The sequence below is a fragment of the Paraburkholderia nodosa DSM 21604 genome, assembly GCF_000519185.1.
In the GTDB taxonomy this organism is placed as follows: Bacteria; Pseudomonadota; Gammaproteobacteria; order Burkholderiales; family Burkholderiaceae; genus Paraburkholderia; species Paraburkholderia nodosa.
The window spans coordinates 499107-525042 of sequence record NZ_JAFA01000001.1; the positions used below are offsets into that span (position 1 = coordinate 499107).

General features: G+C 59.3%; 20 protein-coding genes. 11 read left to right on the plus strand and 9 right to left on the minus strand.

What is annotated here, in order from left to right; all coding sequences use genetic code 11:
• The first annotated feature begins 643 nt into the window (after positions 1–643).
• Together A3CW_RS0102230 and A3CW_RS44925 are read left to right on the plus strand one after the other, a co-directional pair.
• Positions 644–1582 carry a glycosyltransferase family 2 protein gene (locus A3CW_RS0102230; protein WP_028202111.1) on the plus strand — a complete coding sequence of 313 codons (939 nt, stop codon included), beginning with the start codon at positions 644–646 and terminating at the stop codon, positions 1580–1582.
• 305 nt (positions 1583–1887) lie between these two features.
• Complete coding sequence (locus A3CW_RS44925; protein WP_051481142.1) at positions 1888–3759, plus strand: HAD-IIIC family phosphatase; 1872 nt, start codon at positions 1888–1890, stop codon at positions 3757–3759.
• Positions 3760–4310: 551 nt separating this feature from the next.
• Here the strand turns inward: A3CW_RS44925 and A3CW_RS52180 are convergent.
• Positions 4311–5564 carry a hypothetical protein gene (locus A3CW_RS52180; RefSeq protein WP_154677830.1) on the minus strand — a complete coding sequence of 418 codons (1254 nt, stop codon included), beginning with the start codon at positions 5562–5564 and terminating at the stop codon, positions 4311–4313.
• Positions 5565–6046: 482 nt separating this feature from the next.
• Between A3CW_RS52180 and A3CW_RS44930 the strand changes: the two genes are divergently transcribed.
• Positions 6047–7732 (plus strand): hypothetical protein, encoded by a 1686-nt coding sequence (locus A3CW_RS44930; RefSeq protein ID WP_035512146.1) that lies wholly within the window; start codon positions 6047–6049, stop codon positions 7730–7732.
• A gap of 683 nt (positions 7733–8415) precedes the next feature.
• Here the strand turns inward: A3CW_RS44930 and A3CW_RS0102260 are convergent.
• The 7 genes from A3CW_RS0102260 to A3CW_RS0102290 all read right to left on the minus strand — a co-directional run bounded on the left by A3CW_RS0102260 (position 8416) and on the right by A3CW_RS0102290 (position 16818).
• A complete protein-coding gene (locus tag A3CW_RS0102260) occupies positions 8416–9846 on the minus strand; it encodes a UbiA family prenyltransferase (protein WP_028202116.1) in 1431 nt (476 codons plus the stop codon).
• Positions 9847–9996: 150 nt separating this feature from the next.
• Entirely contained in the window at positions 9997–10422 is a 426-nt protein-coding gene (locus A3CW_RS0102265; RefSeq protein ID WP_211254025.1) for a GtrA family protein, read from the minus strand.
• On the minus strand, positions 10419–11162 hold the full coding sequence (locus tag A3CW_RS0102270) for an SDR family oxidoreductase (protein WP_035512147.1): 744 nt from the start codon (positions 11160–11162) through the stop codon (positions 10419–10421). Before A3CW_RS0102270 ends, A3CW_RS0102265 begins: the two co-directional genes overlap by 4 nt.
• A complete protein-coding gene (locus A3CW_RS0102275) occupies positions 11162–12481 on the minus strand; it encodes an FAD-binding oxidoreductase (RefSeq protein ID WP_028202119.1) in 1320 nt (439 codons plus the stop codon). Before A3CW_RS0102275 ends, A3CW_RS0102270 begins: the two co-directional genes overlap by 1 nt.
• A gap of 377 nt (positions 12482–12858) precedes the next feature.
• On the minus strand, positions 12859–13986 hold the full coding sequence (locus A3CW_RS0102280; RefSeq protein WP_081771486.1) for an acyltransferase family protein: 1128 nt from the start codon (positions 13984–13986) through the stop codon (positions 12859–12861).
• An 807-nt stretch (positions 13987–14793) separates the two neighbouring features.
• Positions 14794–15885 carry a TAXI family TRAP transporter solute-binding subunit gene (locus tag A3CW_RS0102285; RefSeq protein ID WP_028202121.1) on the minus strand — a complete coding sequence of 364 codons (1092 nt, stop codon included), beginning with the start codon at positions 15883–15885 and terminating at the stop codon, positions 14794–14796.
• Positions 15886–15945: 60 nt separating this feature from the next.
• Positions 15946–16818: a hypothetical protein gene (locus A3CW_RS0102290; protein ID WP_154677831.1), complete on the minus strand. Its 873-nt coding sequence runs from the start codon at positions 16816–16818 to the stop codon at positions 15946–15948.
• 1068 nt (positions 16819–17886) lie between these two features.
• On the opposite strand from A3CW_RS0102290, the gene groES reads away from it, so the two are divergent.
• A complete protein-coding gene (groES, locus tag A3CW_RS0102295) occupies positions 17887–18177 on the plus strand; it encodes a co-chaperone GroES (protein ID WP_028202123.1) in 291 nt (96 codons plus the stop codon).
• A 44-nt stretch (positions 18178–18221) separates the two neighbouring features.
• Entirely contained in the window at positions 18222–19862 is a 1641-nt protein-coding gene (groL, locus tag A3CW_RS0102300; protein ID WP_028202124.1) for a chaperonin GroEL, read from the plus strand.
• Positions 19863–20016: 154 nt separating this feature from the next.
• Here groL and A3CW_RS0102305 read toward each other — a convergent pair whose 3' ends face one another.
• Positions 20017–20862 carry a hydroxymethylpyrimidine/phosphomethylpyrimidine kinase gene (locus tag A3CW_RS0102305; RefSeq protein WP_028202125.1) on the minus strand — a complete coding sequence of 282 codons (846 nt, stop codon included), beginning with the start codon at positions 20860–20862 and terminating at the stop codon, positions 20017–20019.
• A 284-nt stretch (positions 20863–21146) separates the two neighbouring features.
• On the opposite strand from A3CW_RS0102305, the gene A3CW_RS0102310 reads away from it, so the two are divergent.
• The 6 genes from A3CW_RS0102310 (at position 21147) to A3CW_RS0102335 (ending at position 25918) form a co-directional block, all read left to right on the plus strand.
• On the plus strand, positions 21147–21317 hold the full coding sequence (locus A3CW_RS0102310) for a rubredoxin (RefSeq protein ID WP_008342674.1): 171 nt from the start codon (positions 21147–21149) through the stop codon (positions 21315–21317).
• 194 nt (positions 21318–21511) lie between these two features.
• Entirely contained in the window at positions 21512–23023 is a 1512-nt protein-coding gene (locus tag A3CW_RS0102315) for a hypothetical protein (protein WP_028202126.1), read from the plus strand.
• A 234-nt stretch (positions 23024–23257) separates the two neighbouring features.
• A complete protein-coding gene (locus tag A3CW_RS0102320; protein ID WP_028202127.1) occupies positions 23258–23836 on the plus strand; it encodes a YqgE/AlgH family protein in 579 nt (192 codons plus the stop codon).
• The gene (ruvX, locus tag A3CW_RS0102325) at positions 23833–24267 is read left to right on the plus strand and encodes a Holliday junction resolvase RuvX (protein WP_028202128.1); all 435 of its coding nucleotides are present in this window, start codon (positions 23833–23835) and stop codon (positions 24265–24267) included. The genes A3CW_RS0102320 and ruvX overlap by 4 nt, the downstream gene beginning before the upstream one ends.
• Positions 24268–24286: 19 nt before the next feature.
• Complete coding sequence (gene pyrR, locus A3CW_RS0102330; RefSeq protein ID WP_028202129.1) at positions 24287–24808, plus strand: bifunctional pyr operon transcriptional regulator/uracil phosphoribosyltransferase PyrR; 522 nt, start codon at positions 24287–24289, stop codon at positions 24806–24808.
• Between the two features lie 90 nt (positions 24809–24898).
• Positions 24899–25918, plus strand: coding sequence for an aspartate carbamoyltransferase catalytic subunit (locus A3CW_RS0102335; RefSeq protein ID WP_028202130.1), 1020 nt, complete (start codon positions 24899–24901; stop codon positions 25916–25918).
• The last annotated feature ends 18 nt before the right edge of the window (positions 25919–25936 follow it).

Consider the following 25936-nt stretch of genomic DNA (forward strand, 5'->3'; position numbering starts at 1 on the left):
GACATTGAGGACCTGGTTCGACTTGCGGTGGGAAGTTCCGGTGCGGCACGGGGCTTCGCGCGCCACCCGGTTGAGTGCGCAACGAGCGGCACACGCACCGGAGAATGTACAGATACAACTCACGCGGATTTGTTGGGCAACCCACGGAACGGCACTTGCGACACGGCCTACGATTCATCAAAGCGTGATGCAATTACGCTGCACTGCGTGCGCGCATCCGTACGGGGATCGACGAGTCGACGGGGCAATTGCCGAAACAAGGCGTCGACACAAAACCGGCGAGGCTCTCCGAAAGTAGCTGGGCTGCATGGTCCTTTGCGACTCGATGCGGCGCCGGACGAATCATCTATTGCTTTGGCTTCCAGAACGCCTATCGGTTGCGTTCGTTATTGAATTGCGTCGGCTCTATGGTCTTTGAAAAGACTGGTCCGAAACCCGTTGGGGAAGATTTGCCAATCGCCTATGTATGGAATTAGAAAGTATGTTTAATTTAAATGTAAGAAATATGGCGGATTTTCAACGAGGAGATCGGTTTCCGGTAAGGAACGGTAAGAATATGTGTGATTGACGTGCTACCAGATCAAGACCGATAGTTTTACTCTTTGCACGAGGAAGTTGTCGAAATTCAGATTCGAGGTGTGGGATGGGGCGTGATTTTGACAATGTCTACAACGTAAGTGTGATCATTCCACACTACAACAGCCTTGATTTGCTTTGGGTGGCAATAGAATCGATCTCCAGTCAAACCGTTGTTCCGCAGGAAATCATCGTCGTCGATGACGCATCGGGGCTGCAGTTCGAATTGCCGAGTCGTTGTGGAGACGACATTGTCTTGCGCCTGATTCGCGAAAGCGAGAACCATGGTGCGGCGTGGTGCCGAAACCGGGGCATTGAGGAGGCCACCGGTGATCTGATCGCGTTCCTGGACGCTGACGACCGATGGCTCCCGAACAAGCTCGAACGTTGCATCGCCGCGTTCGGCTCAAAGCCTGCCGGGAACGAAGCAAAGGTGCTCTTCAGTAACGTTGTGCTAACGGACGCCGGCCGGCGCATCCCGGGTAACCGCGCGCCCTACGATGGCCAGTCGATGCTCGACTTCATCCTGCTGGAGGGAGGCTATATTCAGACCTCGTCGATCATGATGTGGCGTCATCAGTACCCGCTGATCAGCTTCGATGGATCGTTGCGCCGTCATCAGGATTGGGATTTCGCCATTCGAGCTGAAATGGCAGGCTGCGTATTCGTTTATTTGCACGATGCACTGGTGGAGTATTCCCTGAGCGAAAGTCCCGCCAGAATATCGAAGGCGGTCAGTTGCGAACCCAGTCTCGTGTTCTTTGAAAAATATAACAAGCTGATGTCAAAAGGGCATGTCTCATCATTTATATTTAATGTCCTGATTTACAAGAAAATGAATATCGCCTTGAGGCTTGCCATTGTCGAGCGAGTTTTGTTGAGGGAGATAGAGATGCCCAGCAAGGATTGGGCGTCGCTGTTTGCGAGGCTGATTATCGGATGGGGAGGTGTGAATATAATCAAACAGTTGAGACGGATATTCCAGGCTCAGGATTATTCGACTTGAGTTGCATCGGCCTCGAAAATAAAAGTCATAGCCGGCGGCCCGGCAAGCTTGCATACCCAGTTTCCTCCCTCCAGTTTGCCCCCTTGAAGTTCGAAGCGCTCGTCAAGGGCTGGTTCCTCCCTTTTTTTATCTCCCCGGTCGGTCCCGTTCTGTCGAGGACGTTTATAAACGTCATGCGTGCCGTCGCAGGGATCATCCGGTCGGGGTTGTGTATGTCGGCGCACAGATGGTGCATCTGCGCTCTGCTCTAATCTCAAGGCCGATGCCGCCTGCGGGTGGAGAACGTTTCGACTTCGAGGTCCTAAATGCGTCAATTTGTCCGCGATTTGTTTTACTCGTCGGTCGCCGATAAACAGGTCAATTTACCGCTGCCGCCGACGTCGCTCGCGATCCATTCGCGCAAGCTCAATATATTGCTGCTCGGCACGTGTTCTGTGGAGATGCTCGTCAAGCGAAGCGCAAACTCCGGGCACAACATCCGGCACATACTGATGGGCTCGAGACGCCACGCACCGATCCCGGACGCCGCGCCAACCGATGACGTCGTCGTCGTGAATCTCACGCTCCGTCACATTCTGGGCGAAGTGACGCAAACGTCCGAACCTGCGGTGGACATGGTTTTTTCCCGCCTGCGTTCGGACGAGGAAGCGCGCTCATTGCTGGAGAGAACAGGAGAATATCTCGCTGAGAAAGTGGCGCAGGTCGCCGCGCAGATCACGACGGCTCCGATTGTCTTCATATCGTTTTTCGAGCCGAGCTTCAATTACGAAGGCGATCTCATCGATCCATTCGGTGCGACATCGCCTGGCAATCTGGTGCGCGAGATCAACCGGCTTTTGTCGGACGCCGTGCGTAAGACGAATAATTGCTACTTTCTCGACGCCAACGAAATATTGAATTTCGTCGGCCGCCGGCACCTGCAGGACGATGTCCTGTTGAGCAGTTCGCATGCGTCGTTCATCAACGATTGGGACTTCAAGCTTGACGCGAATCGGTTGATTGCGCCTAAAGCAATCGGGAATATCATGACTTATGAGGTCGCGTCCCGTGAGTTTACCCTCGCGTTCCTTTCCCGGATCGAAGCGATAGTCAAGGTCATCGAGCAGCGAGACCCTGTGAAGCTGATTATCGTCGACCTCGACGACACCATGTGGCGCGGTGTGGCAGCGGAAGGCGAGAGCGTGAGCCAGGAACAGCGCATCGAAGGCTGGCCTATCGGCCTCGCTGAAGCCTTGCTGTTCTTCAAGAAGCGTGGCGGATTGCTCGCGATCTGCAGCAAGAATGAAGAAGCGCCAACCATTGAACGGTTCAACGCCATCTGGCGCGGCGCCATCATCATGGACGACTTCGCGTGCGTGCGCATCAACTGGAAGCCCAAGTCGCAGAACATCCTTGAAATCCTCAAGGAGGTGAATCTGCTTCCAGGCAATTGTGTATTCATCGACGACAACAACCGCGAGTTGTCGGAGGTGAAGGCGGCGATTCCAGCCATTCGTTGCCTCGGTGGCAATCATTACGACTGGCGGCGAATCATTCTGCGATCGGCCGAAACGCAGGTCCCCATCGTCACCGAAGAGTCAGCGCGCCGCACCGAACTCGTGCGCGCGATCTCGCAGCGCGAAGCCAGTGCCGACGCGAACAATGGTGTTTCGCGGGAAGAGTGGCTCGCTTCGTTACAGCTTCGCCAGTCATTCTTCTTGATCAAGACGCCGCAATCCAGACACTTCGATCGCGCGTTCGAGCTTGTCAACAAGACGAATCAATTCAATACGACTGGGAAAAGATGGGAGCGGTCGGAGTTCGAGGCGTTCATAACCCAGGGCGGGTATTGCGTGGTCTCTTCGCTGCGAGACAAATTGATCGACAACGGCATCATCTCTGTTTGCCTGATCAATGGCGAGAAGATTGTCCAGGTCGTCCTGTCGTGCCGCGTGTTTGGGCTCGGCGCAGAGTTGGTCGTCGGGGCGATTGCTACGCGGTTGGCGCTGAAATCCGGATCTGAAGTCCGCGCTGATCTGGTCGATACCGGAAGGAATGCGACCTGCCACGACTATTTCAAACGGCTCGGGTTCTCCCAAACGGCCGTGGGTTTGTACTCGCGAACCGCGAACGAGTTCCCGTCCTACATCGAGATCGAGAATCTGGGCGCGGCCGAGTTTCCACCTGTGCGGATTTAGTGCAGTGCTTGATTGATGCGTTCGCAAAACTACGCAAGCGTCTCTATAGCCATCCTCGGCGCCCAATGAAGACGACCGGGTGGGAAGGCCCAGTATGCTGACGGGCGCTCGCGCAGCGCTGGTTCTACAGAGAGGTCAAAAAGAATGATAAGCCCGACTAGTCGCTTACAGCATCTATCTCCTGCACGGGTTCATTCTGTTTGCGCTTTTCAACCTCGTCGTTGGAAAGCAAAGCGCGAGAATGTTCACCCCTCTGGAGCATTGGTTCACGATCCTGCTGAATACCCCTGTCTTGATTCTTATCAGTTACGCGACCTTTCGATTGATCGAGAAACCCGCCATGCAACACACCGAAAGTGTTAGCAAATGGCTGCGCAAGCTAATATTTACGAAGCGCGGAGCGTTGGAGGAGTCGCTTTGAACGTCGTTGCGTGACGCTCGCTTTGGCACAAGTTCGAAGCGGGCCGTATGTCCGAATCCGTGCGGGACATGGGCCTGCAGCTGGATCGGAGGACTGGGCCGGCCGCGGATCAATTCCGGCTTGTACGCAATTACTTCTCGTGCGCAACGCTGTCCGATGCTTTTGTCCCTGTGACACGCAAGGGCCAATGGCAGGAGATTGCCGCAGCCAGCAGGATGTAGGTTGCGAGGAAGTAGTAGGTTAGAGAATGCACTCGAATATCAAACAGTCCTTCGAGGCATAGAGGCTGGATGGTCAGGAAAGGGAAAATCTTTAAAAATGGGCCCACCCATCCATCACCTCGTGACGAGAGGATCATGGAAAAATACAGGCAAACCGAAAAAACACTGAAATCATACGACATCAACCTCGGGTTGAGCAGAATGACGATGGCGAGGAAATAAAACAGCTCGCTCGCAGAGCTGATCTGCGCAGAGCGTTGTCCGTGCCGGTACCGAAGAACTGCCGATGTCAGTGCAACGAGAAGCATGAGGAGAACATGGAGAATAAAGCCGAACTTCCCCATCCCGAACTTTGAAAACACGCCGAAAATTGTCAGCCCCGCGTCCCCATGCTGGATGATCTGACTATAGATGGCGCCCTGGAAACCCGCCCACAGTTGCGGATAAAGAGCAGGTTGCGCGATATAGATGCCGGCAACCGATAGCAGTACCGCGACGAGTGGAACCAAACTGCGGCGTGGCAGAAAAAGATAGAGCAAGGCATAGGCGAGGAAGTATGGCTTTATGGCTGAAAATAATATGATCGCGATCGCGTGCGGCACCAACGTGTAGATCGACCGTTTCGTGTAGAGAACGTAGGATAGCGAAACGAGGAGCAGGTGTGCGAAGACGCTAATATTTCCCGTTTGGATCGAAGCAAAGCCTGATCCTCCGATCAAGAAGCCAAGAATCAGGCAGGGCAGCAGGCGACGAAAGGGAATTAAGTGCCTTAGATCGATGCAAACACAAATAATTCCTGCTGCTGAGGACAAGACAAGTGCGGAAAACGTCGCTGAAAAATTCGCAATTGAGAATACCTTGAGAAAGAAAGGTGGGTAGACGAACGGAAATTCACCCGATGCACATGCGTAGGGATTCGGCCCGTTTGAAAAGCAACTCAAACCTTTCTCGTAGACACGATAGTCCCAGAAATATGAGGCCGTTTTTCCGCTGAACACGAGCACTAGTAAAAGGCATGTGGCCGCAGTTAAACTCCACGGAGCCCACGCCTCGTCATTTTTGACTCCAATCGTGTCTAGCTTCAAGCAAGCCCCCATTTCGATCAATGCTGCGCAAGTACCATGGCGACGCTTAAACACAAAAACGACCGGTTCATCGTCCATCCGTTCGCGAGACGCGAGCATCGAGTTGCGACTTACCTAATAGGGCGTTAGCCCGAACACAGGGCTCGGCATCTTCACGAGGTGGTCACATGCCATGGCGGAATTGGTGGTTAACATAGGCTGTGGCTGCACGCTGGTCTGTACGCCAGCGTACGAGCCGGGCCTGCTGGGACAGCAGGTAGTCGATGCACCACTAAGATGCGGAAATGAATTCACGCATTGGGAATGACGGTGTTATAGGCGCCTCTGGAACCGCGGGTGTTCGCTGGCGAACAATCGACCCGGATAGCCGTCAACTAATATTGCACGAGGCTGGTTCTGTGGGGCCACCGCGGACGGCATGGTCACCGCATGCAATCGAGCACGCGACGCGATTCACGTAGCTATCGGATACCGATCCTTCTGATCCGATGAATGCGGTCTGTGCGCAACCCGGTGCCTGAAGAAGTTAGCCAATACTGTATCCCGGCGGGAGCTGTTAAATGAACACACTCAAGCAAGTTCGGGGCGTTAATGCTGTTCGGGCATCAACCAGGTATATTGATAGGTCGATTGCCCTCATTGATATCTGCGCGGTCATCGGTGTCGTTGCAGTTCTCTTCACGGGACTCGTAATAATCAAGAAATGGCCGCCTATTGTCTGGGTCGACGTAGTCACCGATGATGCATATTATTATCTGGGCATCGTAAGGAATCTAATCGATCACGGCGTAAGCGCATTCCTGCCTCCATTTTCGACAAATGGGTATCAGCCTCTTTGGGTGGCGTTACTTTCCGGTTCGGCCTCGATATTTGGAACGGCGGAAAAGTCACTGGTCGGTCAAATATATGCCCTGTCATTTTTATTTTTGCTGCTTTTTTGTCTGGCATCTAAGGTGCGATACGGAATGGCCTTTCCTGCAGTCGCCGCGACATACTATTTTTCCTATGTCACGACTGCGGGGATGGAAACGTCGATGATTCCGTTTTTCTTCATCCTCTACACGAGTGCCCGTAGCTGGCCAGCGAAAGGGGCAATCGGCTCCCTACTGTTTCTGAGTCGGCTTGATTCATTGTCTGTAGTCGTCGCAAGTGACGTGCTCGGAGTTATTCAAAGGAAGGATGTCGAGTTCAAAAAATATCTCATCATATTGCCGGTAATCGGGCTATATTTTGCGATAAATCATCATTACTTTGGGACTGCGTTGCCTGTGTCGGGTTTGGCAAAATCGATTGGTAACGTGAGAGGGGAAAATATTTCAACCGGAATCGCCTATTTTGTTGAGGTGAGGAAATGCATCCTGCCGGTACTGCTCGGCCTATTGGTGTACCTTGTACTTATAAGAAAATCGATGCATCTCGTGTATCGCGATGAATTGGCCATCTCATTGATATCGCTGATCATTTGCGCGACATACTATGCTATTAATTCCGGGTGGAAGGTTTGGGGCTGGTACTATTGGCCAGTGCTTCTGTTTGTTTATTATATTATGCTTGAGGTTGTAACAATAATAAAATCGCAGCATGCGCCTGGCAAGATGATTCCGCTATATTATCTTTTTGCCATGATCGGTGTAATTTTATTTCTGGCAAAGCCGGCACTCGGGTTTTCGTATCGTACGATTCAGTCGCTGAGAGAATCCATTGTTGAGCCGCACAAGCATCTCACTTTTGGGCGGAGGAATATCGAGCTTATCTCTTACCTGCATGCTCAAAATATTTCCCCTGGATCGTTTTTTGCGATGGGTGACAGGGCGGGCTCGTTTGGCTTCTTCCTCGGGAATGAATATCGATTCATTCATACTGAGGGCCTGGTGGGGCCTTATTCATACTACCAGGCCATGAGTCGGGACAAGGGGCTCGATTTCATAAATCGTCTGAACGTCAACTATCTTGTGGCGGACAGGGGAAATTTTATAGATAGCGATAATATAATTGGGGTCGTCGAGCCGGTTCAACCGCTATCATCAAAATTCGGCGATTATCTTCTTTGCTTTAAGAAGGATGGCATAGCCCTGGATCAGAGCTACTTCAATGAGGAGCATGCTTTCCAGAAACGATATCTTCTCGATTTCAAGGAAAGAGTCGATTGCCCTCGAAGTGTCAATGACCAGTTCGTGTCGCTCAGAAGTCGGTACGGTGGCATCGCGAAATTCTCGGGAGTTGCTCCGAAGCAGCCAGGGAGATAGTGCGTTCGCCCGTGAAGACGCAACAGAGCCGTGTATGCGAGGGGCGATGTCTTCGGCCGGCGGCAGCAGCAGCAGCAGATCAGGCTGAAGCGTCCCTTGATGCATTCTGGCAACTTGATCAAGTGGGGGCGAAGCCGCATGAACGACTGCGAACCTCGTATCGGCCGAACGCAGGCCGTTGGACTTCGCAGCACTTGCCTGCGGTGCGGCGCTCCTCGCTACGCAAGGGCTTCGCGAGAAGGCCAGAGAGACGTCGGCAGGGCATGTGCAGGCTGGTCGCGGAGTCGCGAATTGATCTGCAACACGGATCGTGACGCGCACCGTGAGCAGAAGGCAATTCGAGCGAGCGCCGCACGTCGCGTGTCTGCCGATCCGGCGTGGTCGTGGACTTGCATGTGCTGAAGCGCTGTGCGGGGGAAGCTGAGGCTAATTGCCTTGTCGCTCTGGGGCTTTGTTCACTCGATCTATCACCCTCGTCTTCCACGCGGAAGGCCAGCGCCGATCAAGGCGACTTCTTCGGGCTTGTCCACATACCCGCCAAGGCAGGCAACGGTTCCTGATGGCGCTGCCGTATGAGTGCCTTCGGTCAGGCCGAGGACTTTGGCGGGAAACAGTGGCATCCGGAGTCTGCTATCGCGAGCGGAAACGCGACGCCGGTCGGATAACTCGTCGCTCGCGCAGTATCAGATAGCGAGCAGCATGCTCAGGCCGGATAGTGCGATCACGGCGAGGCTCGCACGATCCTTGAATGCAAATACGATCGGGTCGTCGTGCATCATGCCGCGAAACGCGCACATCCAGATCCGGCTCACCCAGAAGAGCGTGAGTGCAAATGTGGCCCACAATGCCTTCGGGTGGTGATACAGCACCTTCATTTCCGGCGTGTTCAGATAAAGTGCGAGCACGAGCACTGCGAGGTACGCGGAAGCCGTGCCGAACGAGCGCAAGATTGAGATGTCCTGCGTGATGTAACCGCGGCCGGCGGCTTCGGTCTTGCCTTCGCGCACGATCATGTCAAGTTCGACATAACGCTTGACCATTGCAAGCGAGAGGAAAATCGGCACACAGAACAAGATTAGCCAGTACGACAGCGGGATGCCGGTTGCCGCGCCACCGGCGATCACACGCACGGTGTACAGGCACGCAAGCGTGAACACATCGACGAGTGTCATACGCTTGAGTGCGAACGAGTAGGCAACGGTGGTCACAAAATAGACGGCCATTACTACGCCGAACTCGCGCGGCAGCAGTATCGCGAGGCCGCCGCCGGCGGCGAGCAGTCCTGCAGTGAGCACGATGCCGAATTTCAACGACAGCTTGCCCGACGCGAATGGTCGGCTGCGCTTGCGCGCGTGCCGCCTGTCGGCGTCAAGGTCGAGCATGTCGTTAAGCAGGTACACCGACGAAGCGGCCAGGCTGAACGACAAAAAAGCGATACAGGCGGCAGCGAGTGCGGAACGGTCCGTGAATTGGTGTGCGGTGAGAAGCGGCACGAAGATCAGCACGTTCTTCACCCATTGATGCACGCGCATTTCCTTGAGCACGAGCGGAATCAGCCGACGCTTCTGCTCGAAAAAGATGATCGCAGCATTTGTTTTGCGGGCTGCGGCAGCAATGTGCTTGTCACCCACCACGATCGCCTGGCGGGCCTGGCGCCATACCGGCAAATCCGCTCGAGCATCACCGCAATAGTCGAAGCCGTGGTCGCCGAACTGCTCGACGAGCGCCCGCGCCTTGTTTTTGCCGAGCAGGTTGTTGCCGACCGTGCTCGCGAGCACACCGGTAAAGAGTCCAATGTGTGCGGCGATTTGAGAGGCCAGGCGCTGGTTTGTAGCCGTGCAAAGATACAGATCGCGCCCGCTCGCCCGTTCGTCGCGCAGCCACGAGAGCAGTTCCGTGTTGTAAGGCAGCACGCCAACATCGATGTTCACGCGCTGTGCGATCTGCTCCTTCAGATAGGCGCGCCCGCGTAGCGCCCAGGCGAAGCACAGGAAGATCGACAGCGGACTCTGCTTGACGAGCACGAAGAAAGCTTCAAACAGCAGGTCGGTGCGCGTGAGTGTTCCGTCCAGGTCCACGCACAGCGGGACAGGGTGTACAGCGGGCGTGCCCATGTTCATTCTCCGTGCCGGGACAGGAAGAGGTGGACCGGCTGTTGGCGTGTTGGCCGTAGCGCAGCGCAAGCGGCACGAGCGCGGTCCGGGACCCGGCAGAGCATCGTAACTACGGCCGCGTGCAGGCTCTGTGCTGCAGCGCACACGCGCTCAAGCAAACACGAAGCGCTTGTCGAGGTGGTATTTCGTGACATAGCCGATCACCAGACCGAGTGCGCCACCCGCGAGGCGCGCGATTTCATCGTGAAAGAGCGCATCCGCGGCGAATTCAACTGCCCAGAAAACGACTGTCGTGCCGAGCCCCATGGCGACGTACAGCGTGAACGTGCGCAGGCCGTGTGCGACGCTGCGGTGCTCGTAGCGGAATATCCAGGCCTTGTCGAGCAGATATTTAACGATCAGCCCCACAGCGGTTCCAATGCAGACCGAAATTGGCACCGCATAAACACCCTGGTACAAGTGGAACGCCAGGCTCTGGCTGCCCAGATTCGCACCGATCGAAATGGCGGCGAACACCGCGTACCAGAAGACGAGGCGAGAGCGACTCAGCGCGAGGCCCGTGGCCGGGCTGCTCATAGCGAAATCCTCTTGAATACGAAGTTAGGTAGCGATCGGATCACGAGCATGATTTCCGCCCAGAACCATGGCGTATAGATAGAATCCTTGCCGCGCTCCACGGCGCGCACGATATCCGACGCCACGCGCTCGGGCGAGGCGACGAGTGGGCCGGGAAGCGCGAGGCCGGCTGTCATCGGCGTATTCACGAAGCCCGGCTTGATCGTCAGGACTTTCACATTCGATTTGAAGAGCCTTGCGCGCAGCCCCTCACAGAACGTCGTCACTGCCGCCTTGGCAGTGCCATAGACATAGTTCGAGGGGCGCCCGCGGTCGCCCGCAACCGACGAGATGACCGCGATCGAACCGCTCTTTTGTGCTTCGAACACACCGGCGAGCAGTGTGAGCAGCGCTATTGTCGAGAGTGCGTTGACGGTGATTTCACGCACTGCGGCCTGGGGGTCACGTTCGCACTCCGACTGGTCGGATAGCGTCCCGTGCGCGAGTAGAACGATGTCTATGCGTCCAATCTCGGCTATGGCGGCGTCGAGCATCGGGGCGTGCTGTTCAAAATCGTTCACGTCGAGGACGAACGTGCCGACACGCCCCGCACCGCGTACGCGAAGATCCTGCGCGACGGCTTCGAGACGCGTTGCGTGGCGGCCGGCAAGCATGAAGTTCGCGCCGCCCTTGATCCATTCCCGAGCACAGGCCACGGCGATGGCGGAGGAGCCACCTACGATCAGAATATTCTTGTCCATCAGTGGGTTGTCCGTTGCCAGAAGCGCGACATCAAGGCCGGGTCGCGCAGTTGTTCGAGCGCCTGCCACGCTGGATAGGCGGCGCGAAAATCCGGACCGCTCATGTGGGCATCCTTGGCCGGATACTGGCGGCCGCCCGCTTCGCGCACGATCGCGTCGAGTCGGGCGAAGAGCGTTGCGTTGCGCGTGTCGTGCTGGGGAAAATCGAGTGCGAGCGAAATTCCCTGCATCGGGAACGAGAGCAGCCCAGGAGAGATGAGCGGGCCACAGCGTTTGAGGACTGCGAGGAATGAGCCCGCATGGGTCGAGGCGATTGTGTCGAGGAACGCGTGCAACGCGTCTCGTGCCGTGCCGTCAGGCACGACGAATTGATACTGCTGGAAGCCGCGCCGCCCGTACAGGCGATTCCAGTCCCTTATGCTGTCTAATGGGTAAAAGTAGCTCGCGCAATTGACCACGCCGGGACCAGCCTTGCTCGCGGCCCGGCGGTAGTAGAACTCGTTGAAGAGCTTCAACGTGAAGCGATTCACGGGTGACCAGGGCGGGGCGAACGGCACACTGCGTACGGTGCGTTGCGGCATGTCGAAGCGTTGATCGGTTGCATGGTCGGCGCTGACATAGATGCCGCGGCCAAGTGAGGTGCCGCGCCCCAAACAGTCGATCCATGCCACACCGTACTCATGCTGCGCGTCGTATTCCTGCGATAGTGCGAGAAATTCATCGAGATTGCCGAACGGAATCGTCTGAGTGGCCAGGCGGCTCGATTCGACTGGCATCAGTTGCAGTTCGACCCACTCGACAATGCCCGTGAGGCCAAGCCCGCCGATCGTTGCGCGATAGAACTCCACGTTTTCTTCGGGTGCGCATTCGAGCGGTTCGCAATCGGAGCGCAGCAATGAAAAGCGTCGCACGTGTCGCCCGAAGGTGCCGCGCACATGGTGATTCTTGCCGTGGACGTCGTTGGCGACAGCGCCGCCGAGCGTGACGAATTGCGTGCCGGGCGTGACGGGCAACATCCAGCCGCGGGGCACTGCGAGCGCAAGCACTTCGCCGAGCGTGACGCCCGCTTCGGCACGCACGACGCCAGTTTTCCAGTTCGCGGCGATGAAGCGGTCGAGACCGCGAAGCATGAGGACGTGATCGGTGGCGGCAAGACAACTATCGCCATAGCTGCGCCCGTTGCCGAATGGCAACGTCGTGCCGAAGCGCGCGCTCGAATCGCGCAGAGCAGTTTGCACGCTCCCGCGCCAGCCAGGCTCGCGGCCGGTCTGCGGTGCGTACGGGTAGTGGCCCCAGGAACTGAGCTTCGAGACGCTCATGATGTGCTATCGCCGGGCAGTGGTTGCGATTGGCGCATGTTAGGCAAGTCGCCCCGGGCCTACCGTTCGCCGGGGCACAAAGACCGCCGTCTAGCGCGCTCGCTAGACCGCAGCGATCCAGACTACCTGCGTTCATCTCATCGAAATACTTACCTGCGGGAAAGTGTACGGCAGCGCGCAGTATTTTGAGCGCTTTCATGGGTGCTTCTGCGTCTCGTGGCGGAACAAACCTGCCCTTTGTCGGGGAGTGGAGCTCATGCCTCAGGTGGAGACGGCGATCAGTTGCTGACAGCGCTTGCGGAGGTCAGGCTATCCATACGGCATAAAAGGGGTGTGTCGGGCTCCGCATCGTCTTCTTGCGGTGGCAGGGCCCGCGGTCACTCAGTATCGCCAATTTTTGACTTAAGGGCCCGAGGGTGGACTGGCCGGACTACTTCCATCATGGAGGAAATCCATTTTCTGTACTGCCGCGCAAGAGCCGGTTCGACAAGATTTGCAATCACAGCGGCAAGTACGACCATTGCAATCATGACGATGGGTCTGATGTCAAACCCCGGAGCGAATCGCTTTTCAGAGGCGGCGAATATTGTGTATCCGACGTTCTGATGAATAAGATAAAGTGGATAGCTCGTTTTTCCCAGGCGCGAATATGTAGAATAAAAGCGCGGATTGCCTCTGATCGTGACAAAGTAAATAAATATGCCAAAAATCGCAAGAAAGATGCAACATCCATCAAACAGGCTAGCGTGCGGCCAAGACAACGATTGAGCGATTCGGTTTGCCTCCTGATAGCATCTGATAGTACCCAAAATGCACGCGATCAACAATGTCGACGCGGTTGCAAGATTGATTTTTTTCTGGGTAATAATAAGATATAGCAATATTCCGACTGCAAAAAACGGTGAGTATTTTTCGCCGGGATACTGAATGATTGTCGACAAATAGTTATCGAATCCCAGAAAACCGGGTGAAAAGAGCGAAAAGACATCGTAAATTATTATCGTTAAAGCGATTTTAAAAATATTTCGCTCCACGTCGACGAGACATAGAGAAATAAATACAATAAAATAAAATGTTATTTCGAATCTCAGTGACCAATAGGACCAGTCAACACCTGTATGAAATACCAGAGGTACAAGAAAGATCGATGCCAGGTAGCTCTTGAAAGAGGCTCTAACTCCAAACATGGCACCCACAGCCATCGTAATCGTTGCGCATACCAGTAGGCAAGGCGCCAGTCGCACAACTCGGCCTATTACAAAGTCATTCGGTCTACGATTTATCGCCGATGCAATTATTATAAATCCGCTGATTATGAAAAAAATTTCTACGGTGAATGACAAATACCGGAAGGCAGAGAATCCAACTTCTCGCAGTTTGACTACGCCCAGCGCTGGACCAAAGATATAGTAGTGCCATGCCATGGTCAAAAATGCCAATATAAACCTAAGAAGTTCCAGACCATGTAGTTTCCCCTCTCTGTTACTTTTGTTGGCCGCATTCATGGTTAGTACCTACGCGTCGGGGTTTCGTTTTATAACTACGCAAACAGGAGACGATGGCACTCCGGATGGCATTCAAGCTCTGGCGTGAACCACCTGCGGCGACGCGCGATCACGAGACCGGAAGGTGATTCGCCGTTTTTTGCAAGCGGCTTAGTCTCGTCTGATGGTAAGGGGCGGTAAGGAACGGTAAGGAGCGCGACCGCCGGGTGAATGATATTCCTTGCGCTGTCGAGATCTGCGGGCTTCCAAACACTTCCAATTACTTACGGCGTCTTACTTGACGTGGCTATATGATCTGAGTGGTTTCGGCGACGGCGCCGGTTCGACTGACCTTCGGCTTCGATCCCTGTCACAAACACGCTGCCCGAAGGCATTGATGGGGATTGAGCTCCCCGGTCAGTCGTGGAGAAAGAGACGGGGCGCAGTCGAGCCCTGTCACTGCGATAGCACTGGTCGCCACGATCCCGGATGTGAAAATGTTCAATTCCGGGTGAATATGCGTCTTTCTGGGGAGTTACCGAGACCAGGCGGCGCCGCGGGCAAGGTCTGGTTGGGCAGGATTTCGAAGCGGAGCGATCTATAACCGTGTACGCGGTTCATCCACGGCGTTTGCTGCCTGATCTTTTGCGCCAGTGCCGACTGCCTGGCGGGAAGTGATCCTCGAGCGACCACCAGCGAACACTAACAAGATGGCATTTTCGGCATGCCCGAGCGTCTGCGGCGCTCATCGTCTGAGCGCTTATGTTCGCCGCGCGATTCGGTGGGCGCGTCCCGCCACCTGTCGTAGGATGGGCATGCCGTGTCGAATCACTTGCCGCAGAGCAGAAGGAGGCGTTCCTGGTCCGAGCAGGGGCGACCTTTGACTTGTTCTGTCGCGCTGGCGCGTTGCGGTGTCGCCGCCTGCATCGCGGCGCGATGCGCGAAACAGGCCTTCAGGCGCCGCTCAACGGGCGGATAGTATTGCCAGCCTTTGCCGAGGCCCGGCAGCTCGAGCTTCACCTGCTTCCACTTCGGATGGCCGTGCTCCTGCAGGTTGTCGAAGTTCGCGCAGAGCGAATCGGCAAAGCGCTTCAGGTTGCCGACCGTATCGCGCAGGTTGTAGTCATAGGTGACGAGAAAGGCCTTGACCGTCCACGTCGGCACGTCTTCCTTGAGCCAGTTCGGGTAGCTCGACACGTGGATCGTCGCGGGATAGTAGGTTTGCTTTGCGCGCGCCGTTTCTGGCGCGTTCGGATCGACGCGCAGGAAGCGGATCTGCTGCAGCAGTTCGGGGTTCATGTCGGTAAAGAGCTTGGCGGGTTGCCCGGCGACGATGATCGCCACATCGATCTTCTTGACGATGAGTGCGGCCAGCGCGTCTTCGTTGCTCAGGTGCTGCGCGTTCTGCTCGGGAATCGGCTGGCCGAACATGAGGCGGTACAGCGTCGTCGCCGACTGCGCGGTGCCGCTGCCGATCAGGCCGACGCTGATCACCTTGTCCTTGATCTCGTTGATCGTCTTCATCGGCGAGTCGTTACGCACCACGAAGTAAATCTCTTCGTCATAGAGCGGCATGATGAGCCGCAGGGGCCGTATCAGCGTGCCGGCCTCTTCGTTGCCGGAATTGGCCATGTCGACGTAGGCCTCGTAGACGTCGGACTGCACGAGCGCGAGCTTCACGCCGGGCTCGAAACGCATGCGCTGCACGTTTTCCGCTGAGCCTTTCGATGGGATCACTTCAAGGTCGATGCCCGCCGGCTGCGCGACCCATTTCGCCAGGTCCTGGCCGATCTGAATGTACGTCCCGCGCTCCGGGCCGGTCACGATCTTGTAGTTCGCATCTGCCGCGGCGGCGAGCGCGAGTGTCGAAAAGAGCAGGGTAATCAACGCCGCCAGTCCCGCGAGCATCGTTTTCAGCATGGTCTCTCTCCCGCCTTGGATACGTTGTACGGCAGACTTCGAATTAATCTGTAGTCGTTTTCAATGTGTGGCTTCGGAGGGTGCGGCGTGCTTCCAACCGAGTTGGAGAATCGCGCGCTCCTGTGCATCGGCGCCGTTGTCGTTGCTGGCCGGACCCGATGCGCTCGTGCTGGCGGATTCGTCCGCAGCGGTCGCCGCGGCGCTCGCCGCGGCGCTCGCATTCGCATCGCCGAGGTCCGTTGGATTCGCGTTTGCTGGCGTGTTGGTCGCGCCCGGCAGCGGGGGAGGTGGCGCGGATGCGGGCGGGCCTTGCGACGCCGACGGCGTGGCCGCGGCCCAGTCTTGCGACGACGGCAACGGTACGGTGCGCGCATCGCGCGGCAGTGGCACCGCCGCATCCACTTGCGCTGCGCCCTTCGGCGCACGGAGCGGCGACCAACCCGTCGCCAGGATGGCGCGCTCCATCAACGATCGCGCGTGCAGGCTGCCCGGATCAATCGCGAGCGCCTCCGATGCCTCCTCTCGCACGCAATCCCAGGCGCGTTGCGAGGCACATCGGTCCGCGCTTTGCAGCGCGTTGTCGCGGCGTTGCTCCGCCGGTGCGCTGTCGCGCTGTATCTCGCGCGCTTCGTCATTGTTCGCGTCACGCGCGAGTGCGGCATTCGCGTTTGGCAAGCTGTTCTCCGCGAGGCTCGCACGCGAGGCGCGCACTTCTCTTTGCTGCCCGTGTCTTTCGCCGTACAGCAGAAACGCAGCGTAGGCGATAGCGACAATGAGCCAGGCGAGCAATACGCCCTTCGCGAAGCGCCCTTTACCCGTGTGCCAGAACGGGCGGTGTTGCTCGAGTTGATAGTGGTGCAGATAGTCGGCCTGCACCGTGGGGCGACTGGATGCGGCCGCGCCGGCAAACGAGACCTTTGCGACGGCAGGCATAGGCGCTACCGCGGAATCGAGGACTCTCAACGTGGCTTTGGAGCGCGCGTGCGCAACCGTATCCAGCGGACGATCCGCGCCGCAGTAAGGGCAGGAATCGATCTGCTGGTAGAGCACGCCCCCACAGCGCCTGCATGGTGTGGGGAAACTCTGGTCACGAGCAATCTGAGCGGACATGCTGTCGTTCCACCGTCATGGCGACGCCATTTCGGCATGTTCAGGATCGTCGTTGAAGCGATCGGCGAGGCCTCGCGGAACCCACGATCTGCATGCGCAGGAAAGCGGCGGTGCTTGACCAGACGCAGCCGCTCGAAAGATCATATGAGTGATTTTCCATTCATCCGCTAATTGCCAGTGTTATCTACCGCACACACGCGTCGCGGCCGCCGGCCGCAAAGCCAGCCCGCTGGCGCGCGTCGAAAAGGCACGGGTGAGCGAGCGTCCGACAGAGTCGGCGAAGGCCTGAATCCGACCGACCTTAAACCCGGTCTGAGATGGCTTTGGCAACGAAGCCGGTCGGACCGACTATCGGTGAATGCCCGTGCCCGAGGCTTGTGCTCCGTTAATAGTTCATGCGAATGAATAGACTGAAGCCGATAATTCGACTCTATGATAATGCGCCATATTGTTGGGCGCCTGCATCCATTGGCGCGGTAACTATTCCCCTTAGTGATCGGCCCAGTCCTCGGCACAAGGTTGGGGATTTCCCCGAGAGGCGTCTCGGATGGCTCGGCGCGCGAGAGCGCGCCTCTGCTTCCAGACCCAGGCGACCTCTTGTCTTGTCAAGTCGGATGGCATGCTATGTCATTGTTATAACTGGAAAATATTGTGACGTGGCCCTCAAATCCGGGCGCCCGATAGTTCAAATTGGATTGGCAAGGAGTGGTTCCAGGCTCAACAGCAACTTCCCATTCCGCCCTTCTTGAATTTGTCATTCCTCGTCCATATAATTAGCACTCACCGCATGAGAGTGCTAACAACGCTCGGTGCACAAACATCTCTGGCTGGCGGTTGCCGGCAGCCAGGTTTTCTTGAGTCTCTTCAAGTCCAATCCACAGAGGAACATCCATGAACCTTCGTCCTTTGCATGATCGCGTGATCGTCAAGCGCCTGGATCAAGAAACCAAGACCGCTTCGGGCATCGTGATCCCGGACGCAGCGGCAGAAAAGCCGGATCAAGGCGAAGTCCTGGCCATCGGCCCGGGCAAGCGCGACGACAAGGGCGCCCTGATCGCGCTCGACGTGAAGGTCGGCGATCGCGTCCTGTTCGGCAAGTACGCTGGCCAGACCGTCAAGGTCGATGGCAACGAACTGCTCGTGATGCGCGAAGAAGACATCATGGCCGTGGTGAACAAGTAAGTTCATTCCACCGCTCACTATTCAAGAATCCAAGGAGTTAGAAGATGGCAGCTAAAGACGTCGTGTTCGGCGATTCCGCCCGTTCCAAGATGGTTGAAGGCGTGAACATTCTCGCCAACGCAGTGAAGGTCACGCTGGGTCCGAAGGGCCGCAACGTGGTGCTCGAGCGCTCGTTCGGCGGCCCGACGGTCACCAAGGACGGTGTCTCGGTCGCAAAGGAAATCGAGCTCAAGGACAAGCTCCAGAACATGGGCGCGCAAATGGTCAAGGAAGTCGCTTCCAAGACCAGCGACAACGCCGGTGACGGCACGACGACGGCTACGGTTCTGGCCCAGTCGATCGTCCGCGAAGGCATGAAGTACGTCGCATCGGGCATGAACCCGATGGACCTGAAGCGCGGCATCGACAAGGCCGTCGCAGCAGCAATCGAAGAGCTGCGCAAGGTCAGCAAGCCCTGCACGACCAACAAGGAAATCGCGCAAGTCGGCTCGATCTCGGCAAACAGCGACACGTCGATCGGCGACCGTATCGCTGAAGCGATGGACAAGGTTGGCAAGGAAGGCGTCATCACCGTCGAAGACGGCAAGTCGCTGCAAGACGAGCTGGAAGTCGTCGAAGGTATGCAGTTCGACCGCGGCTACCTCTCGCCGTACTTCATCAACAACCCGGACAAGCAAGTCGCCGTGCTGGAAAGCCCGTTCGTCCTGCTGTTCGACAAGAAGATCTCGAACATCCGTGATCTGCTGCCGGTTCTGGAACAAGTCGCGAAGGCTGGCCGTCCGCTGCTGATCATCGCTGAAGACGTCGAAGGCGAAGCGCTCGCAACGCTGGTCGTCAACAACATCCGCGGCATCCTGAAGACCGTCGCCGTCAAGGCTCCGGGCTTCGGCGACCGTCGCAAGGCCATGCTGGAAGACATCGCGATCCTGACCGGCGGTCAAGTCATCGCGGAAGAAACCGGCCTCACGCTCGAAAAGGCAACGCTGGCCGAACTCGGTCAAGCCAAGCGCATCGAAGTGGGCAAGGAAAACACGACGATCATCGACGGCGCTGGCGAAGGCGCGAACATCGAAGCGCGCGTGAAGCAGATTCGCACGCAAATCGAAGAAGCGACCTCGGACTACGACCGTGAAAAGCTGCAAGAACGCGTTGCCAAGCTGGCAGGCGGTGTGGCAGTGATCAAGGTTGGCGCTGCGACCGAAATCGAAATGAAGGAAAAGAAGGCACGCGTGGAAGACGCGCTGCACGCAACCCGCGCTGCCGTTGAAGAAGGCATCGTCCCGGGCGGCGGCGTTGCGCTGATCCGTGCACGCACGGCAATCGCCAGCGTGAAGGGCGCCAATGCAGACCAGGACGCCGGTATCAAGATCGTCCTGCGCGCCATGGAAGAGCCGCTGCGCCAGATCGTCACGAACGGCGGCGAAGAAGCGTCGGTGGTCGTGGCAGCGGTTGCTGCTGGTCAGGGCAACTACGGCTACAACGCAGCCACCGGCGAATACGTCGACATGGTTGAAGCCGGCGTGGTCGACCCGACGAAGGTCACGCGCACCGCACTGCAAAACGCAGCTTCGGTTGCTGGCCTGCTCCTGACGACGGACGCTGCTGTTGCTGAAGTGCCGAAGGAAGATGCTCCGATGGCTGGCGGCATGCCCGGCGGCATGGGCGGCATGGGCATGGACATGTAATTTAGACTTTTGCCGAAATTACGTTGAAGTGCAGGGAGCGCCCCGTGAGGGGTGTTTCCCTCGACCGAAAAGAAAAAAGCCCGCACGATGCGGGCTTTTTTTCGTCCGGGCGGTTTGCACGCTTGGCCTCCGGGTAGAAGGCCAAGCCGTAGTCTTATTGCTTCGCTTCGCCGGGCGAGGCTTCGTCCGCGTCCGTGTCGTTGCTGCGCGCCCAGAAGAACCGGTCGGGCAGCCACGCGCCCATCCCTGGCCTGAACGCGTTCTGCACAGCCTGATACACATATTCCTGCGCCTCGCGCACGGCCTCTGGCGGCTCCTGCCCATTGGCAAGCAGCGCGGCGATGGCGGCGCCGAGCGTGTCGGTCAGGCCCATCATCGGCTGCGTGGATCGGTCCCACAGGTCCTGGCGCAACTGGCCATCTTCGCAATACAGCGTGTTGACCACGCGATGCGTGCCCGTTTCCATCGCCAGGATGAACTCGCAGCCCATGGCGAGCAGGTGTGCAATGGCCGCGTCGACGCTGGGCGCCTCGGCGTCGCCGTCCGGCTGCGCGAGCGCGATCAGCGTGGCGGAGTCAGCCACGAGCAGCGTGGTTTGCGGCACGAGCAGGTCGGCCATGGCTTCGCGCAGCTCGTCGGCTGCGAGCACGTGCTCGTCGTCGAGCGTGAAGTCGGGGGCGAGGATGAGCGGCAAGTCGTCGTAGTCGGCGACCACTTCGGCGATCGCGCTCACGACCTCGGCGCGCGCGCCCGCGCCGACCTTGAACGCCGCGATGGGCATGTCTTCGAGCAGCATGCGCGCCTGGGTGGCGACAGTTTCCGGATCGAGGCTGGTCACTTCGTCGCAGCCCGCGGAGTCGCGCACCGTATAGCCGGTCAGCGCGGTGACGCCGTGGCAACCCATGCTGGCGAGCGTGAGCAGGTCGGCTTGAAGTCCGCCGCCGCCGGTCGGGTCGGAAAGGCCGAAGGTGAGGACGATGGGAGGGGTGTCGCTGGGCATGAACGTGGCGAGATGGATTGGACTTCGGGCGCGGCGTACCGCGCCGTCATAAGAGAATGCTTCAATTATGCGGCTTATCGATGAATCCGGGGGACGGATGAGCCCGGCGCGCGCGAGGATTTTTCCGCGCTGCACGAGCCGCTCGCGGCAACGCATTCTGTTTGATCCCGTGCAGGCCAGATTTCCTCTTGCTAGGCATGGAAACGGCAACAAGGTACCATCATGGCTCTCGTTTCCCCGATTTTTTTTCCGACTGGTTTCGGACTTTTCGACGCGGCATAAGAATGGAATATAGAAGCTGGATGTGCCTGATCTGCGGCTGGATTTACGACGAAGAAGCCGGTTTGCCAGACGAAGGCATTGCCCCCGGCACGCGCTGGGAGGATGTCCCGATCAACTGGACCTGTCCTGAGTGCGGCGCGCGCAAGGAAGACTTCGAGATGGTTCAGATCTGAGCGCGTTGCTCAGGTAGCCGGCAATAGCCGGCGCGCAGTCTGGCTGCAGATTCCAGAAGTGGCGGGTGTGGAGTGCGGTGTCGCAACGGCGGGCACCGTATTTGCGCTTGCCGTCGCGGTTGTCGACGCTATTGTCGTGGCTGTTGTCGAGATTGCCCGCCTGGTCGGCCTGCTAACGTTTTCGGCGCTGCCCTATGAGTCATCCTTCAAGCTCTGATGTGCGGTTCGAAGCGTTGCCCAATCCGCGCGGCGGCACGGTGCCGTTCGCGCATGGCGCGCTCGCCCAGGCGCTCGCCGCGCTCGAAGAGCAGCGTGACGTGGCCCGGCCGCTGCGCCAGGCTGCCCGCACGCTGCACGATGCCGGCTGGCTTGCCGCTGCGCGCTTTGCCGATACGCTGCTCCTCGCTTCCCCGCTCGCGCTCGCCGCGCCGGTGCCCGTAGCACCGCCGCCGGGCTTGCCCACGCGGCCGCTTCATGTGCCCGAGGAAATGCAGGGCGCTGAAATCCGCGCCTTGTTCAGCGAGGCGCTCGAAGAGCTCGTCGGAGCGCTCGAGCGCCGCAATCTGCGCGAGCTGGCGTGCTCGCCCGCGCTTTTCGCGCGGCAGCACGCGCTCGTGGCGGCGCTCGCGCAGCACATGCCGGGCGTTGCGCTCGCCTACGAGGACGTGGCATTGCAGGGCCGGCCGCTCGCGCCCGCTTCGCTGCATCCGCAGTCGGCGCAGCGCTTTGGCCAGGTGCGGGCTCGCTTTGAGCAAGCGCTCCTGCATGCGCTGAAATCGCAGGTCGACAACGGCAGCCGCGCGGCCAACGCGCTCGCGCTCGCTGCGTTCGACGAGATGGATGCCTGCATGGCCGAGCTATCGAGTCCCGATCCTTACGACTTCTGGCGGCTTGCGGCTGCGTGCGGTCGCGCGCTGCGGCGCGGCGTGGCGTCGTGGGGCGACGAGGGCGTGCGGCGGCTTTACGCGCGCTGCAATCTGCTGATCGGCGAGCACGCGCGCGGCCTGCGCTTCGCGCCGCAAACGCTCGTGCGCTTGACGCTGGCGTTGCTATGGCGCGACTACGCGCTCTTCGGGGCCGCCGCGGAAGACACTGCCGACGTCGATTTGCTACACGACTACGGCTTGACCGTGGAATGGCACATTGCCGGGACGCAAGCCTCGGAGGCGCTCTGGGAAGCCGGCAGCGCGCAGGCCGGCGCGCTCGCGGCGCGCCTGGCGCCCACGCGCGAGCTGGGCGCGCTGGTTGTGAACGGCAACGCGTATGAAGATTTCCTGCAGACCGCCGATGCGGCGATGATCGCGCTCGGCACGCACTCGCGCACGTTGACGTTGCGCGGCGCGGGCGCGGAGGCGGCCGACGCGCTGGTGGCGGCGGAGGCGGCGTATCGCATCGGCGCCGCGGCCTGGGCGCTCGGTCTCGGGCACGTCGGCCAGCTCGCGGATGCGCTGGGCCTCGCCTGGCGGCGCACCGCGCACGCGGCAACGCTAGCGGCGCTCGAGGCGCGGGGCGCGCCGTCGGTACAGGCGCCCGGTGCCGAAGCGATCGAGCACGCCAGCGAGGCGTTGCGCGCCATGCTGCACAAGGTCGCGGCCGGCGTCGCGCAGCCTGACGCGACGCCCGCGGTGCGCGCGCTAGGCGCGGCGATCGTCAGCGGCGCGGCGCAAAGGGCGGCGCAAAATGCAGTGCAAAATATTGCGCACTGAATGTACAGGGCGGGTGGATCAGCGGCGTGCGCCTGGCCCCGCAGGCGCCGGGCATTGGCCTTGCGCCACGTGCCCATTGCCTTGCAAGGGCGCAGCGCGCGCGTGTTAGAGTGAGCCATTCCCTGCAATGCGCGACGCGTAGCGGCCGGCAAAGTGCGAGGCAGCCATCGGGCGCCCGACCTCCGGCCTGGCAGCGTGCCGCCATTGCGCATCGTCTTTGCTAGAATTCAAACCATGTCCAAGAGTACCGATCGCATCAATCTGACCAACCAGTTCCTGATCGCCATGCCGAACATGGCGGACCCCACGTTTTCAGGAACGGTGGTCTACCTTTGCGATCATTCGGAGCGCGGCGCGCTCGGTCTCGTCATCAATCGGCCCACCGACATCGATCTCGAGGCGCTCTTTTCACGCATCGACCTGAAGCTCGAAATCGAGCCGCTCCTGCACGTACCCGTCTATTTCGGCGGCCCGGTGCAGACCGAGCGGGGCTTCGTGCTGCACGCGCCCGCCGAAGGCACGAGCTATACGTCTTCGATGTCGGTGCCGGGCGGGCTCGAGATGACCACGTCGAAGGACGTGCTCGAAGCCGTTGCCAACGGCAGCGGCCCCGAGCGCTTCCTCCTCACGCTCGGCCATGCTGGCTGGGGCGCGGGTCAGCTCGAGGACGAAATCTCGAAGAACGGCTGGCTCACGGTCGAGGCCGATCCGAAGATCGTATTCGACGTGCCCGCCGAAGAGCGCTTCGAGGCAGCGCTCGCGCTGCTCGGCATTTCGTCGACGATGCTGTCGGGCGAGGCGGGCCACGCATGAGCGTGGCCGCTGGGCGAGGGGCCGGCGAGGCCACCTTGCTTGCGTTCGATTACGGCGAAAAGCGCATCGGCGTGGCGCTCGGCAATGCGCTCACGCGCAGCGCCCGGGCGCTCACCGTCATTCCAAACAAGAGTCGCGACTATCGTTTCGAAGCGATAGGCGAGTTGCTGCGCGAGTGGCAGCCGGACCTGCTCGTGGTCGGCTTGCCGTGCCATCCGGACGGCACGCCGCACTTCATGACGCAGCACGCGAAGCGCTTCGGCAACCAGCTCAACGGCCGCTTCGGTCTGCGGGTGGTGTGGGTGGACGAGCGCTATTCGTCTGTCGATGCCGAAGCGAGGCTGCGCGAGCGCGGCGAACGCGTCGAGCATGTCGACGCCGAAGCGGCCTCCGTGATTCTCCAGCAGTACCTCGACGAACTCCCGCTCTGACCTGCCCGCGAGTTGCCCGATGATTACTCCCGACGCTGAAGCGTTGTATTGCGCCCTTCTCGACGAGATCCGCGCGGCGTATCACGCCGATGCGTTTGGCGCGCCAGGCGGCGTGGCGATCGTCGGCATCCATAGCGGCGGCGCGTGGATCGCCGAGCGGCTTGCGCAGGACGTTGGCGCGCTCGAATGGGGCGTGCTCAACGTTGCGCTGCATCGCGACGACTACGCGAAAAAGGGCTTGCACAGCAAGGCGAGCCCAACGGCGCTGCCCTTCGCGGTGGACGGCCGCCACATTCTGCTCGTCGACGATGTGCTGTATACGGGCCGCACCGTGCGCGCCGCGCTCAACGAACTCTACGACTACGGTCGCCCGGCCTCCGTCGAACTCGCGGTGCTCGCCGAGCGCGGTGGGCGCGAGTTGCCGGTGTCCGCGCGTTTCACCGGCGGCGCGGTGAGCGTCGAGGCGCGCGAGACGCTTGTGCTCGCCCACAGCGCCGACGGCCGCTTCGCCTTTCACGTCGAGCCGGGTAGCGGCGCCTGACGCGCGCATCAGGCGCATCGAACACTTTTGGCGGCTGCTACGGCAGAAGCACAGGCACGCACGCCGCCCATCACATCCAGGATTCAAGCGATGAACACACAGCCCACGCCCGCAGCGTCCCCAGCGGACGCCACGCGTTTTCGCTACGGCTTCCTCAAGGGCAATCCGCAGCTCACGAAGAATGGCGAGCTTAAACACCTGCTGTCGATCGAGGGCCTGTCGCGCGCGATCCTCACGCATGTTCTCGATACCGCCACGCAGTTCGTGAGCGTGACCGACCGCGACGTGAAGAAGGTGCCGCTGCTGCGCGGCAAGTCAGTGTTCAACCTGTTCTTCGAGAACTCCACGCGCACGCGCACCACCTTCGAGATCGCGGCCACGCGTCTTTCCGCGGACGTGCTCAACCTGAACATCAACGCTTCATCGACGAGCAAGGGCGAGTCGCTGCTCGACACGATCGGCAATCTTTCGGCGATGCACGCCGACATGTTCGTCGTGCGCCACGCGTCGAGCGGCGCGCCGTACCTGATCGCCGAGCACTGCGCGCCGCACGTGCACGTGATCAACGCCGGCGACGGCCGCCACGCGCACCCGACGCAAGGCCTGCTCGATATGTACACGATCCGCCACTACAAGCGCGACTTTACGAACCTGCGCGTGGCGATCGTGGGCGACATCCTGCACTCGCGTGTGGCGCGCTCGGATATCCACGCGCTCACCACGCTCGGCGTGCCCGAGGTGCGAGCCATCGGCCCGCGCACGCTGTTGCCGGGCGGCCTCGAGCAGATGGGCGTGCGGGTGTTTCATAACCTTGACGAAGGCCTGAAGGACGTCGACGTCATCATCATGCTGCGCCTGCAGAACGAGCGCATGAGCGGCGCGCTGCTGCCCTCCGCGCAGGAGTACTTCAAGAGCTGGGGCTTGACGCCCGAGCGCCTCGCGCTCGCCGCGCCCGACGCGATCGTCATGCATCCGGGGCCGATGAATCGCGGCGTGGAGATCGACTCGCAGGTCGCCGACGGTCCGCAGTCGGTGATCCTCGACCAGGTGAGCTTCGGCATTGCGGTGCGCATGGCGGTGATGGGCATCGTCGCCGGAAACAACGATTAAAGCGCTCAAGCGGCGAGA

Excerpts from the sequence above, each read along its gene's own strand:
- A3CW_RS0102285 (WP_028202121.1), bottom strand. The coding sequence starts at position 15,885 with ATGCTGAAAACGATGCTCGCGGGACTGGCGGCGTTGATTACCCTGCTC.
- pyrR (WP_028202129.1), top strand. The coding sequence starts at position 24,287 with ATGATTACTCCCGACGCTGAAGCGTTGTATTGCGCCCTTCTCGACGAG.
- A3CW_RS0102305 (WP_028202125.1), bottom strand. The coding sequence starts at position 20,862 with ATGCCCAGCGACACCCCTCCCATCGTCCTCACCTTCGGCCTTTCCGAC.
- A3CW_RS44930 (WP_035512146.1), top strand. The coding sequence starts at position 6,047 with ATGAACACACTCAAGCAAGTTCGGGGCGTTAATGCTGTTCGGGCATCA.
- A3CW_RS0102315 (WP_028202126.1), top strand. The coding sequence starts at position 21,512 with ATGAGTCATCCTTCAAGCTCTGATGTGCGGTTCGAAGCGTTGCCCAAT.
- groES (WP_028202123.1), top strand. The coding sequence starts at position 17,887 with ATGAACCTTCGTCCTTTGCATGATCGCGTGATCGTCAAGCGCCTGGAT.
- A3CW_RS0102275 (WP_028202119.1), bottom strand. The coding sequence starts at position 12,481 with ATGAGCGTCTCGAAGCTCAGTTCCTGGGGCCACTACCCGTACGCACCG.
- A3CW_RS0102310 (WP_008342674.1), top strand. The coding sequence starts at position 21,147 with ATGGAATATAGAAGCTGGATGTGCCTGATCTGCGGCTGGATTTACGAC.
- A3CW_RS52180 (WP_154677830.1), bottom strand. The coding sequence starts at position 5,564 with ATGGACGATGAACCGGTCGTTTTTGTGTTTAAGCGTCGCCATGGTACT.
- A3CW_RS0102280 (WP_081771486.1), bottom strand. The coding sequence starts at position 13,986 with ATGAATGCGGCCAACAAAAGTAACAGAGAGGGGAAACTACATGGTCTG.
- A3CW_RS44925 (WP_051481142.1), top strand. The coding sequence starts at position 1,888 with ATGCGTCAATTTGTCCGCGATTTGTTTTACTCGTCGGTCGCCGATAAA.
- A3CW_RS0102260 (WP_028202116.1), bottom strand. The coding sequence starts at position 9,846 with ATGGGCACGCCCGCTGTACACCCTGTCCCGCTGTGCGTGGACCTGGAC.
- A3CW_RS0102265 (WP_211254025.1), bottom strand. The coding sequence starts at position 10,422 with ATGAGCAGCCCGGCCACGGGCCTCGCGCTGAGTCGCTCTCGCCTCGTC.
- groL (WP_028202124.1), top strand. The coding sequence starts at position 18,222 with ATGGCAGCTAAAGACGTCGTGTTCGGCGATTCCGCCCGTTCCAAGATG.
- ruvX (WP_028202128.1), top strand. The coding sequence starts at position 23,833 with ATGAGCGTGGCCGCTGGGCGAGGGGCCGGCGAGGCCACCTTGCTTGCG.
- A3CW_RS0102270 (WP_035512147.1), bottom strand. The coding sequence starts at position 11,162 with ATGGACAAGAATATTCTGATCGTAGGTGGCTCCTCCGCCATCGCCGTG.
- A3CW_RS0102230 (WP_028202111.1), top strand. The coding sequence starts at position 644 with ATGGGGCGTGATTTTGACAATGTCTACAACGTAAGTGTGATCATTCCA.
- A3CW_RS0102335 (WP_028202130.1), top strand. The coding sequence starts at position 24,899 with ATGAACACACAGCCCACGCCCGCAGCGTCCCCAGCGGACGCCACGCGT.
- A3CW_RS0102320 (WP_028202127.1), top strand. The coding sequence starts at position 23,258 with ATGTCCAAGAGTACCGATCGCATCAATCTGACCAACCAGTTCCTGATC.
- A3CW_RS0102290 (WP_154677831.1), bottom strand. The coding sequence starts at position 16,818 with ATGCCTGCCGTCGCAAAGGTCTCGTTTGCCGGCGCGGCCGCATCCAGT.